Raw genomic sequence first — 12,145 nt, forward strand, 5'->3', positions numbered from 1 at the left:
CTCGACGCAACATTGCACCGACTTGGAACGTGAGCCGGTGACAGGAAATTCCTAGGAACTTGGCACACAAAAAGTCGGCGCGGATGCCGCACCGTTGTTCCACGATACCTGGTGAATCCGCTCCACCAAAATCGCTGTCGGCGGAACGCGGCGGCCGCCCTCGACCTCCCACACGGCCGCTGACGAGCGCATACTTGACGCCGATGACCAACCCCTCAAGCCCGCGCAAGCCCGTCATGCTGACCGTCGACGACGATCCCTCGGTGTCCCGGGCGGTCGCCCGCGACCTGCGCCGCCACTACGGCGAGGCCCATCGGATCGTGCGCGCGGAATCCGGGCCCGACGCCCTGGGCACGCTCAAGGAGCTCAAACTGCGCGGCGAGACGGTCGCTGTGCTCATCGCCGACTACCGGATGCCGCAGATGAGCGGCATCGAGTTCCTCGAGCAGGCGATGGACCTGTATCCCGCGGCGCGCCGGGTGCTGCTGACCGCCTACGCCGATACGCATGCCGCCATCGACGCGATCAACGTCGTCGACCTGGACCACTACCTGCTCAAGCCGTGGGATCCGCCGGAGGAGAAGTTCTACCCCGTCATCGACGGGCTATTGGACGCCTGGCGGGCCGCGCCCGAGCACCCCGTCCCACACACCAAGGTGGTCGGCCACCGCTGGTCGGCGCGGTCATGGGAGGTCCGCGACTTCCTGGCCCGCAACGGCCTGTACTACACGTGGTTCATGGCCGACGAGCCCGCCGGCGAGCGGCTGCTCAACGCCGCCGGCGCCGACAGCCTGCGGCTACCCGTCGTCATCACCGAACGCGGCCACCCGCTCGTCGAACCCACCGACGCCGAGCTGGCCGACAAGCTCGGCCTGACCACCACGCCGTCGCAGGAGTTCTACGACCTGATCGTCGTCGGCGGGGGCCCCGCGGGCCTGGCCGCCGCCGTATACGGCGCCTCCGAGGGCCTGCGCACGGTGCTCATCGAGCACACTGCCACCGGCGGTCAGGCGGGCCAGAGCTCGCGCATCGAGAACTATCTGGGCTTCCCGGACGGGGTTTCGGGAGGTCAGCTGGCCGACCGCGCCCGCCGGCAGGCGGAGAAGTTCGGCGCCGAGCTGATCACCGCCCGCAAGGCCGTCGCCCTGGAGGTGAACGGATCCAAGCGCACCGTGCGGTTCGCCGACGGCGGCTCCATCGATGCGCACGCGGTCATCCTCGCCACCGGGGTCGCCTACCGCCAGCTGCAGGCCGAGGGCTGCCCGGAGCTGACCGGCTGCGGCATCTACTACGGGGCGGCCGTCTCCGTCGCGTCGGACTGCGAGGACGAAGACGTCTACGTGATCGGCGGGGCCAACTCGGCCGGCCAGGCCGCCATGTACCTGTCCCGGACGGCCAAGTCGGTCAACATCGTCGTGCGCGCCCCGTCGCTGGAGGCGTCGATGTCCTACTACCTGATCCAGCAGATCGAGGCGAACCCGAAGATCAACGTCCTGACCTGTACCGAGGTGCGGCGCGCGACCGGCGAGGGCCACCTGGAGAAGCTGACCCTGGTCAACAACCGGACCGAAGAGACCCAGGAAGTCGCCTGCGCCCGGATGTTCATCTTCATCGGGGCCGCCCCGCGCACCGACTGGCTGGACGGGGTGGTGGCCCGCGACGACCACGGCTTCATCCTGACCGGTCCGGACCTGCGCAACGTGTGCGGCTGGACGCTGGATCGCCCGCCGCATCACCTGGAAACCAGCGTCCCGGGGGTGTTCGCCACCGGCGACGTCCGCTCGACGTCGGCCAAACGGGTCGCGGCCGCCGTCGGTGAGGGATCGATGGCCGTCATGCTGGTTCACCGCTACCTGGCCGAGAGCTAGGAGGGGCATGACCGCCACCGAATCGAGGCCGATGCCGTGTGAGCCCGACGAGCTGCGCAGCCTGTTCCTGTTCGAGGCGCTGACCGACGAGCAGCTCGCGGTGCTGTGCGCCAACGGGCACATCCAGCGCTACGAACCGGGTCCGATCTGCGTGGAAGGCGAACCGGCGACCTGCTTCTACGTCCTCATCGACGGGGAGCTGACCATGAGCAAGCTGTCCGGCGGCCAGGACATCGAAACCAACCGCACCTCGCAGCGCGGCGTGTACTGCGGGGCCTGGCGGGCGTTCACCGGCGGCAACCAGAAGAGCTACGACGCCTCGGTGCACGTGACCAAGCCGTCGCGCTTCTTCGTGATGGATGCGCCGGTGTTCGCCCGGTTCATGAAGGACCAGTTCCCGATGGCGGTGCATCTGCTCGACGGCATCGCCGTCGGCACCGACCGGACCCGCCGGATCATCGGCAATCGGGAGAAGCTGCTGGCCCTGGGCCGGCTGTCGGCCGGGCTGACGCATCAGCTGAACAACCCCGCGGCCGCGATCTCACGGTCCGCGGCGGATCTGCGCGAGCGCGTGGCCAACATGCGGCACAAGCTGGCGATGCTCGCCGACGGCACCATCAGCGCCGAGGCATTGAGCGCGCTTGTGCGGTTGCAGGAGAGAGTCGCCGAGCAGGTCGCCAAGTCGGCGTCACAGCACCTGAGCGCGCTCGAGACCTCCGATCGCGAGGACGCCGTCGGCGACTGGCTGGAAGACCACGGCATCGACGACGGGTGGGACATCGCGCCGACGTTCGTCGAGGGCGGCATCGACACCGATTGGCTGGAGCGCATTTCCGCGGTCAGCGAGGAGCTGGGGTCGACGTCGCTGGAGCAGGCGATCCGATGGATCAACTACACCATCGAGAGCGAGCTGCTGATGAACCAAATCATGGAAGCGAGCAAACGGATCTCGGCACTGGTCGCCGACGCCAAACAGTATTCGCAAATGGATCGGGCCCCGTTCCAGGTGACGAACGTGCACGACCTGCTGCGCAGCACGCTGGTGATGTTCGCCGACCGGTTGACCAAGGACGTGGGCAAAGGCGCCGGCAAGGACCACGCCGTCACGGTGGTCAAGGACTTCGACCAGACGTTGCCCGAAATCCCTTGCTATCCAGGCGATCTCAACCAGGTGTGGACCAACATCATCGACAATGCGATCGCGGCGATGCGCGATACCGGCGGCACCCTGACCATCCGCACCTGCCGGGAAGGCGACAACCTGGCCCGCATCGAGATCTGCGACACCGGGCCCGGGATACCCGAGGACGTGCGCGAGCACATCTTCGAGCCGTTCTTCACCACCAAACCCTTCGGCGAGGGCACCGGCCTGGGCCTGGACTTGGCGTTCAACATCGTCGTGAAGAAGCATCGCGGGGACCTGCGGGTGGAGTCGGCGCCCGGCGACACCCGGTTCATCGTGCTGCTGCCGCTGGAGCCCCCCGCCGTCGACGCCGCCGTCGCGGACCTCGCCGCCGACGAGGATGTCGCCGCCCCGGAATAGGTCTCCCGGGGTGCGGGTTACGAACACCATGACCGATGCAGCGAGCAAACCCAATCTTGGCCGGTTCGGATCGTTCGGACGCGGCGTCACCCCCGAGCAGGCCAGGGACATCGAAGCGCTGGGCTACGGCGCCGTCTGGGTCGGCGGTTCCCCGCCCGCCGAGTTGGCGTGGGTCGAGCCCCTCCTGGAGGCGACGACGACGTTGCAGGTGGGCACCGGCATCGTGAACATCTGGACCGCGGCGGCCAAGCCGGTCGCCGAATCCTTCCACCGCATCGACAAGGCCTACCCGGGCCGCTTCCTGCTGGGCATCGGCGTCGGTCATCCGGAGGCTCACACCGAATACCGCAAGCCCTACGACGCGCTCACCGACTACCTGAAGCAGCTCGATGACTACGGCGTGCCCGCCAACCGCCGGGTGGTGGCGGCGCTGGGCCCGCGCGTGCTCAAGCTCTCCGCGGAACGCTCGGCCGGGGCGCACCCCTACCTGACCACCCCGGAACACACCGCGCAGGCACGCGAGCTCATCGGACCGTCCGCTTTCCTGGCCCCCGAGCACAAGGCCATCCTGACCACCGACCCGGAGAAGGCCCGGGCCGTGGGCCGCAAGGCCCTCGACATCTACTTCAATCTCGCCAACTACCGAAACAATTGGAAGCGGCTGGGTTTCACCGAGGACGAAGTGAACCGCCCCGGTAGCGACCGCCTGGTGGACGCGGTGGTGGCATATGGCACCGTGGACCAGATCGCGGCGCGGCTCAAAGAACACCTGGACGCCGGCGCCGACCACGTCCCGGTGCAGGTCCTGACGAAGGATGAAAACCTGGTCTCGGCGCTGGCCGAACTGGCGGGGCCCCTGGGGCTGACTCGTGCAACGTGACCGATCGGCTCGGTTAGGGTTTGGGCATGCGGTTACTGGTCACCGGCGGCGCTGGATTCATCGGCGCGAACTTCGTGCACAGCACGGTCCGCGAACACCCCGAGGACTCCGTGACGGTGCTCGACGCCATGACCTACGCCGGTCGGCGTGAGTCACTGGCCGACGTCGAGGACGCCATAGAGCTGGTGGTCGGTGACATCACCGACGCCGAGCTGGTGTCGGGGCTGGTCGCCGAATCGGACGCGGTGGTGCATTTCGCCGCGGAGAGCCACGTCGACAACGCATTGGACAGTCCCGAGCCTTTCCTGCACACGAACGTCGTCGGCACCTTCACCATCCTCGAGGCGGTGCGCCGTTACGGCGTGCGGCTGCACCACATCTCGACCGACGAGGTCTACGGTGACCTGGAGCTCGACGACCCGCAGCGGTTCACCGAGGCGACGCCCTACAACCCGTCCAGCCCGTATTCGGCGACCAAGGCCGCCGCCGACATGCTGGTGCGCGCCTGGGTCCGCTCCTATGGGGTGCGCGCGACGATTTCGAACTGCTCCAACAATTACGGGCCGTACCAGCATGTGGAGAAGTTCATCCCGCGCCAGATCACCAACGTGCTCACCGGGCGCCGGGCCAAGCTCTACGGCGCCGGCGCCAACGTGCGCGACTGGATCCACGTCGACGACCACAACAGTGCGGTCCGGCGCATCTTGGAATCCGGCGAAATCGGGCGCACCTACCTGATCAGCTCCGAAGGAGAGCGCGACAACCTGACCGTGCTGCGCACGCTGCTGCAGATGATGGGCCGCGAGCCCGACGACTTCGACCGGGTCACCGACCGCGTCGGTCACGATCTGCGCTACGCCATCGACCCCTCGTCGCTGTGTGACGAATTATGTTGGGCGCCAAAGCATACCGATTTTGAGGACGGCCTGCGTGCCACCATCGACTGGTATCGCGCGAACGAATCGTGGTGGCGTCCGTTGAAAGACGCCTCGGAAGCCCGCTACGAAGAGCGTGGGCAGTAGCGTGCACGTACGCGAACTGAAAATTCCCGGTGCCTGGGAGATCACGCCCACCCTTCATGGTGATTCGCGCGGTCTGTTCTTCGAATGGCTCAGCGACACGGGATTCCGCTCCTTCACCGGCCACGGACTGGAGGTCATGCAGGCCAATTGCTCGGTGTCGTCGGCCGGCGTGTTGCGCGGATTGCACTTCGCGCAGCTGCCGCCTAGCCAGGCCAAATACGTGACCTGCGTTCGCGGTGCGGTGTTCGACGTCGTCGTCGACATCCGGGTGGGCTCGCCGACATATGGGCAGTGGGATTCGGTCCTGCTCGACGACTCCGATCGCCGGACGATCTACATTTCCGAAGGCCTGGGGCATGGTTTCCTTGCTTTGCAAGACAATTCGACCGTGATGTATTTGTGCTCGGCGGAATACAGCCCACAGCGCGAACACACGATCTGCCCGACCGATCCGGAGCTGGCCATCGACTGGCCGCTGGTCCACGGGGCGGCGCCCAACTTGTCGGACCGGGACGCCGCGGCACCCAGCTTCGCTCAGGTGCGCGCCTCCGGCCTGCTACCCACCTGGGACGAGACCACGGCGTTTGCGGACAGACTCAAGCAGAAGCGGCCCGATTCCGCCTAGCCGCCGCAGCGCTCGCCCACAAGGCCACCGTGAGCACTTCGGCCATCACGCTGACGGCGGCGTACGGTGCTGGATCCCAACCCCGTTCAAGGAAGCCGGACAGGCCGACGGTGCGCGACATGACGAACGCGACCAGCGAACCGGCGGCCAGCGCGGCGCCGGCCCAGCGCAGCCACTCGGGACCGCCGATCAGGATCAGCAGCGCGACCGCGAACGACAGGCTGGCCTGAACCAGGAACGCCGTGCCGATCGTCGGAATATGCCGGTAGCCATGCACATAGAGGTAGGCGTGACTGGCGGCGCTGACGGTCAACGACACGGCGAGGCCGAGGCGGACCAGGATGCTCGTCAAACTCATTGCAGTGTCGTCTCCTTCAGGGCCAGAGCGGTCTGCCCCTTGGCGTAGCTGACCTCGCGGATGCCCAGCGCGTCGCGCAGCTTGCCGGCCGGAAGCGTGACCGGCTTGGGCGCGGGCCCGTCGCCCGGCCGCGGCAGCGGGTACGCAGTGGTGGTGCCGCTGTAGAAAGTGACGTTGTCCTCCGTCTTGGAGAACAGTTGGTGGACATGGCCGTTCAGACACGTCACCGACGAGAAGCGGCGCAGGTAGCTCAGCGCCTGGGTGGCATCGTCGGTGCCCCAGCCCCATTGCGGGTACATCGCGAACAGGGGGATGTGACTGAACACGATGATGGGAGTGTCGCTGGAAAGTCCCGCGACGTCCTTCTTGACGAACTCCAACTGATCGGCACCGAGATGACCGAGCTTGCGCAGATTCAGCGTGTTGACCAACGCGATCAGGTGCACACCGGCGATGTCGTGGCTGTACCACCCGTCGCCAACGGAGCCGGCGCCGAACGCGTTTCGATACTTCTGCCCCGCGTCGTCGATCGAGTCGTGCTCTCCGGGGACGGTGAACACGTGTGGCGTCTTGAGTCCGTTCATCATCTGCTTCACCTGGTCGAACTGCTCCGGGCTGGACAGGTGGGTGAGGTCCCCGGTGTGGATGACGAAATCCGGTGTGTAACCGAGGTTGTTGACCAGATCGATCGCGTGGCCGAACGTCGCGGTGACGTCGGGGTTGGGCGGCCCGCTGAACCCGAGGTGGCTGTCGCTGATCTGGGCGAACCGCAGGGTGGGCTTGGCCGCCGCATGCTGCGCCCCCGCCTGGCCCGCGACGTGCGAGATGACCTCGCCCCCGGCCACGGCGAATCCGACCGCCGCACCGAACCATGCCGTGTGCCGGATGAGTTGGCGGCGAGTCATGCCCTTGTCGTCGCCGGCGCGGTTCATCCCGTCACCACCACGGTGCCGTGCATCATCGGATGTATCGAACAGACGTACTCGAAAGTCCCTGCGGTGGAAAAGGTGTGGGTGAAGGTGGCACCCGTTCCCATGCCGGGTGAGTGAAACGAGCCGTCGCTCGCTGCCACCGTGTGGGGTTCCTCGTCGCGATTGGTCCACGTGACGGTGGTCCCGGCGGGCACGGTCAGGGTCACCGGCGCGAACGCGAATCCGTCGATGCTGACCTGGTCGCCGCGCACCGGAGCCGCCGGCGCGGTGATCGACACCGCGGTGGTCGTGGGCGCGGCGGTGGTCGCCGTCGGCCGGGGCTGGGAGCAACCGGCCAGCAGTAACACGCCTACGGCCGGAACGGCCGCCAAAAGTCTTCGTCGCATGGGGATATCCATGCCAAGAGATAGCGCGGCGGGTTACACGCTCAGGCCGGGCGCTCGGGGGCCGCCGGGGCGAACACCTCGATGACCCCGTTGACCTCACGAACCATCAAGGCCGGCAGCGGTTTCGGCGCTATCGGCAACTGGTGGGCGAGCACCTGCCCGGCGGGCGAGAACGACGTGGTGTGGCAGGGGCAGCGCAGGGTGTCCTCCGGTGCGTCGAACCAGAGCCTGCAGCCCTGGTGGGTACACACCCCGGAGATCGCCTGAATTCTGCCGCCGACGCGGCGGACGAACCCGGTCACCGAGCCGAGGTCGAACGCGTGCATGGCACCGTCGGGCACGTCCGAGCCGTCCGCGACGCGCTGCCAGCTGCCCTCGGTAGGCGTGAGTTGCCCGGCGGCAGTCTCGGGGGTGCGACCGTCGCCGGCTCGGCCCGAGATCAGGGCGCGGTCGACGGACACCGCGGCGACCGCCGCGGTGGCGGCGGCCGACGTGCCGACGATGACCTGGCGCCGCGTGCTGCCGTGGCCCCGAGCCGTTTCCGTTGGCGCGCCCGACATCTGCTCGGCGACTCGCCGGTGCAGGTCGGCGACGAACTCCGGGCGCGGCGCGTCACCGCCCTCGCGAGCCGCGCGCAGTTCGATCGCCGTGCGGACCTGCGCGGCCTCGAAGTCGTCCGGCGCGAAGGGCCTGGGCCGGCGCCCCCGCAACAGGTCGTCGACATACCGTCGCAGCCCTCGCGCATTCATGGCTGGCCCCCATCGTTGACCTGCGCCGCCAGCCGCAGGGCGCGGTGCTGGAGCACTTTGGCGTTGGCCACGCTGATTCCGAGTTCCGCGGCTGACTCCTTGATCGAATTACCCCGCAGGAAGCGGGATTCCAAAATCTGGCGGTAGCGGTCCGGCAGGCTGTCCAGAACCCGGGCAACGCGCTGCGGCGCGGTGCTGATCGCCTCCTGGCTGTCGGCGGGTTGTTCGATGTCCTCGATCGAGGTTATCTCTCGCCCCAGCGTCTCGCGCCAATGCGCGGCCAGCACCGTCCTGGCGGTCGCCCGCAGGTACGCGCGCACCTCGGCGACGCTCGCGGTCAGCCGCAGCGGCCGCAGCGCGGCGAGGAACACCTCGGCGGTGAGGTCTTCGGCGTCGGTTTGGTTGCCGACGCGCGCGAACAGCGTGCGGTACACCCAGGTCACGTTGTCGGAGTACACGGCTTCCCAGTTCGGGTAGCCGTCGTCGGGCACCGCGCGCAGGGGTCGCGGCCCGACGGGTTCGTTTCTTGCGGCCACTTGCCTCCTTCACCCGATGAATAGCGGCTCGGGTTACACGGCTCAGGGCGCGTAGTGGGCCTCGATGGTGCGCATACAGGTGTCAGGCTAGCCTGGCTTACGGCCTTCAAGAGTCGTCCACGCGCCACCCGACTGACCGGTTGCGCCATCCTTCGGGAAACTCCGGCAACGTGAAGTCGTTCTCGTACGGTGAGCAGCCCACCGTGCGGCCGATGTCGAGCAACGCCTGCTGTTTCGCGACGGCCGTTTCGATGTCGATCGCGATGGCGTCGAGCTGCCGCCGTCCCCGCAGTGCACTTTGATAGGCGGCACGCAGCGTGGGGCCGACTGCTCGATCTGCCGCGCCGGGCACCCGCGCAGCCTCGGTCAGCTCCACCTCTCGACCGCGGGCCGCATCGGCGCCGCGCCCGGTCTGCTCCGCCACGCCGAAACGGTAATTACTGCAGGAAATGGCGACAAGTCACCCACCTTGCCAACGTCGGATCCGGGTTACTAGGATATGCAAGTATCCGCTTAAGCGCGTCAACCACACTCGAGGGCCCCATGACCACACAGATTCCGCACTTCATCGATGGGCAGCGCACCGCCGGACGGTCCGTCCGCAGCGCTGACGTCTTCGATCCCAGCACCGGCCAGGTCCAGGCGACGGTGCCGATGGCCGGCCAAGCCGACATCGACGCCGCGGTGGCGTCGGCCGTCGAGGCCCAAAAGGGTTGGGCCGCAACAAATCCGCAGCGCCGCGCGCGGGTGATGATGCGCTTCATCGAGCTGGTCAACAAACATGTCGACGAGCTGGCCGAGTTGCTGTCGCGCGAGCACGGCAAGACCCTGGCCGACGCCAAGGGCGACATCCAGCGCGGCATCGAGGTCATCGAGTTCTGCATCGGCATCCCCCACCTGCTCAAGGGCGAGTACAGCGAAGGCGCCGGCCCGGGCATCGACGTCTACTCGCTGCGCCAGCCGCTGGGCGTGGTCGCCGGCATCACGCCGTTCAACTTTCCGGCGATGATCCCGTTGTGGAAGGCCGGCCCGGCGCTGGCCTGCGGCAACGCATTCGTGCTCAAGCCCAGCGAGCGTGACCCGTCGGTCCCGGTGCGGCTGGCCGAACTGTTTCTAGAGGCGGGCCTGCCGCCCGGCGTGTTCCAGGTCGTGCACGGCGACAAGGAGGCCGTCGACGCCATCCTGAACCACCCCGACATCCAGGCGGTCGGGTTCGTCGGCAGCTCCGACATCGCGCAGTACATCTACGCGGGGGCCGCGGCCACCGGCAAGCGCTCGCAGTGCTTCGGGGGAGCCAAGAACCACATGATCGTGATGCCCGACGCCGATCTGGACCAGGCCGTCGACGCCCTGATCGGCGCCGGGTACGGCAGCGCCGGCGAGCGCTGCATGGCGATCAGCGTCGCGGTCCCGGTCGGTGACAAGACCGCCGACCGGTTGCGCGCCCGGCTCATCGAGCGGATCAACAACCTGCGCGTCGGCCACAGCCTGGACCCCAAGGCCGACTACGGCCCGCTGGTGACCGAGGCCGCCGTGGCACGGGTGCGCGACTACATCGCCCAGGGCGTCGACGCGGGGGCCGAACTGGTCATCGACGGCCGCGAACGCGCCAGCGACGACCTGACTTTCGGCGACGCCAACCTCGAAGGCGGCTTCTTCATCGGCCCCACCCTGTTCGACCACGTCACCCCGGAGATGTCGATCTACACCGACGAGATCTTCGGTCCCGTGCTGTGCATCGTAAGGGCGCACGACTACGAAGAAGCGCTGGCGCTTCCTTCTCAGCACGAATACGGCAACGGCGTGGCGGTCTTCACCCGCGACGGCGACGCGGCCCGTGACTTCGTCTCCCGCGTGCAGGTCGGCATGGTCGGTGTCAACGTGCCCATCCCGGTGCCGGTGGCCTACCACACCTTCGGCGGCTGGAAGCGTTCCGGCTTCGGTGACCTCAACCAGCACGGCCCGTCGTCGATCATCTTCTACACCAAAACCAAGACGGTGACGTCGCGGTGGCCGTCCGGCATCAAGGACGGCGCCGAATTCGTCATTCCCACAATGGATTGAGACTGCTCTATGGCTTCTTTTACCCTCGACGACGACGAACGGGTGATCACCGAGACGGCCGCCGCGTTCGCCGCCAAGCGCCTCGCCCCGCACGCCCTGGAATGGGATGCGGCCAAACACTTCCCGGTCGACGTGCTGCGCGAATCGGCAGAGCTCGGCATGGCGGCGATCTACTGCCGCGAGGACGTCGGCGGCAGCGGCCTGCGCCGGCTCGACGGGGTGCGCATCTTCGAGCAGTTGGCCATCGCCGACCCGGTCACCGCCGCGTTCCTGTCGATCCACAACATGTGCGCGTGGATGATCGACAGCTTCGGCACCGCCGAGCAGCGCAAGGACTGGGTCCCGCGGCTGGCGTCGATGGACGTCATCGCCAGCTACTGCCTCACCGAGCCCGGCGCCGGGTCCGACGCCAGCGCGCTGAGTACCCGCGCGGTCAGACAGGGCGGCGACTACGTGCTCGACGGCGTCAAGCAGTTCATCTCCGGCGCGGGCGCCTCGGACGTCTACGTGGTGATGGCCAGGACCGGCAGTGAGGGGCCGCGGGGCATATCGGCGTTCGTGATCGAAAAGGGCGCTGCCGGGCTGAGTTTCGGGTCGCTCGAGGAGAAGATGGGTTGGCATGCCCAGCCCACCGCGCAGGTGATCCTGGAGGGCGTCCGGGTGCCGGCCGAGGCGATGCTGGGCGGCGCCGACGGCGAGGGCGCCGGATTCGGCATCGCGATGAAGGGCCTCAACGGCGGTCGGCTCAACATCGCGGCGTGCTCGCTCGGCGGCGCCCAGGCCGCCGCCGACAAGGCCGGCGCCTACGTGCGCGACCGGCAGGCGTTCGGGTCGTCCCTGCTCGACGAGCCGACCATCCGGTTCACCCTGGCCGATATGGCCACCGGCCTCGAGACGTCGCGAATGATGTTGTGGCGGGCGGCCAATGCGCTGGACGCCGACGATCCCGACAAGGTCGAGTTGTGCGCGATGGCCAAGCGCTACGTCACCGACACCTGCTTCGAGGTCGCCGACAAAGCCCTGCAGCTGCACGGCGGCTACGGCTACCTGCGCGAGTACGGTCTGGAAAAGATCGTCCGCGACCTGCGCGTGCACCGAATCCTGGAAGGCACCAACGAAATCATGCGGGTGGTCATCGGCCGGGCCGAGGCCGCACGGGTCCGCGCAAACGCGTAGAAGGGT

12 protein-coding genes and 1 pseudogene are annotated in these 12,145 nt (G+C 67.8%); 7 read left to right on the plus strand and 6 right to left on the minus strand.

Translation table 11 applies throughout. From position 1 onward, the window contains the following. Positions 1 to 203 precede the first annotated feature (203 nt). Genes AC5Y30_RS20460 through rfbC form a run of 5 tightly spaced genes read left to right on the plus strand, consistent with a single transcriptional unit; the run spans position 204 to position 5,938 of the window. Positions 204 to 1,868 carry an NAD(P)/FAD-dependent oxidoreductase gene (locus AC5Y30_RS20460; RefSeq protein ID WP_499920637.1) on the plus strand — a complete coding sequence of 555 codons (1,665 nt, stop codon included), beginning with the start codon at positions 204 to 206 and terminating at the stop codon, positions 1,866 to 1,868. 7 nt (positions 1,869 to 1,875) lie between these two features. Next, on the plus strand, positions 1,876 to 3,411 hold the full coding sequence (locus AC5Y30_RS20465; protein WP_499920638.1) for an ATP-binding protein: 1,536 nt from the start codon (positions 1,876 to 1,878) through the stop codon (positions 3,409 to 3,411). Between the two features lie 28 nt (positions 3,412 to 3,439). Continuing rightward, a complete protein-coding gene (locus tag AC5Y30_RS20470; protein WP_499920640.1) occupies positions 3,440 to 4,291 on the plus strand; it encodes an LLM class F420-dependent oxidoreductase in 852 nt (283 codons plus the stop codon). A gap of 26 nt (positions 4,292 to 4,317) precedes the next feature. Then, on the plus strand, positions 4,318 to 5,313 hold the full coding sequence (gene rfbB, locus AC5Y30_RS20475) for a dTDP-glucose 4,6-dehydratase (RefSeq protein WP_499920641.1): 996 nt from the start codon (positions 4,318 to 4,320) through the stop codon (positions 5,311 to 5,313). A gap of 1 nt (position 5,314) precedes the next feature. Beyond that, complete coding sequence (gene rfbC, locus AC5Y30_RS20480; protein WP_499920778.1) at positions 5,315 to 5,938, plus strand: dTDP-4-dehydrorhamnose 3,5-epimerase; 624 nt, start codon at positions 5,315 to 5,317, stop codon at positions 5,936 to 5,938. Here rfbC and AC5Y30_RS20485 read toward each other — a convergent pair. The 6 genes and pseudogenes from AC5Y30_RS20485 to AC5Y30_RS20510 all read right to left on the minus strand — a co-directional run. Next, positions 5,910 to 6,296, minus strand: coding sequence for a hypothetical protein (locus AC5Y30_RS20485; protein ID WP_499920642.1), 387 nt, complete (start codon positions 6,294 to 6,296; stop codon positions 5,910 to 5,912). The two genes, rfbC and AC5Y30_RS20485, sit on opposite strands and share 29 nt — an antisense overlap. Further along, a complete protein-coding gene (locus tag AC5Y30_RS20490; protein WP_499920644.1) occupies positions 6,293 to 7,228 on the minus strand; it encodes a metallophosphoesterase family protein in 936 nt (311 codons plus the stop codon). Before AC5Y30_RS20490 ends, AC5Y30_RS20485 begins: the two co-directional genes overlap by 4 nt. Further along, positions 7,225 to 7,614: a cupredoxin domain-containing protein gene (locus AC5Y30_RS20495; RefSeq protein ID WP_499920646.1), complete on the minus strand. Its 390-nt coding sequence runs from the start codon at positions 7,612 to 7,614 to the stop codon at positions 7,225 to 7,227. Before AC5Y30_RS20495 ends, AC5Y30_RS20490 begins: the two co-directional genes overlap by 4 nt. A 41-nt stretch (positions 7,615 to 7,655) precedes the next feature. Continuing rightward, entirely contained in the window at positions 7,656 to 8,363 is a 708-nt protein-coding gene (locus tag AC5Y30_RS20500; RefSeq protein ID WP_499920648.1) for a QcrA and Rieske domain-containing protein, read from the minus strand. After that, positions 8,360 to 8,899, minus strand: a complete 540-nt coding sequence (locus AC5Y30_RS20505) for an RNA polymerase sigma factor (RefSeq protein ID WP_499920650.1) — start codon at positions 8,897 to 8,899, stop codon at positions 8,360 to 8,362. The genes AC5Y30_RS20500 and AC5Y30_RS20505 overlap by 4 nt, the downstream gene beginning before the upstream one ends. A 124-nt stretch (positions 8,900 to 9,023) precedes the next feature. After that, a pseudogene (locus tag AC5Y30_RS20510) lies at positions 9,024 to 9,323 on the minus strand (DUF7956 family protein); the annotation flags it as partial. Positions 9,324 to 9,442: 119 nt separating this feature from the next. Here AC5Y30_RS20510 and AC5Y30_RS20515 point away from each other — a divergent pair. Next, entirely contained in the window at positions 9,443 to 10,963 is a 1,521-nt protein-coding gene (locus AC5Y30_RS20515) for a CoA-acylating methylmalonate-semialdehyde dehydrogenase (protein WP_499920652.1), read from the plus strand. 9 nt (positions 10,964 to 10,972) lie between these two features. Next, positions 10,973 to 12,139 (plus strand): acyl-CoA dehydrogenase family protein, encoded by a 1,167-nt coding sequence (locus AC5Y30_RS20520; RefSeq protein ID WP_499920655.1) that lies wholly within the window; start codon positions 10,973 to 10,975, stop codon positions 12,137 to 12,139. Positions 12,140 to 12,145: the final 6 nt, after the last annotated feature.

It is taken from the genome of Mycobacterium sp. NGS27, from assembly GCF_059813005.1.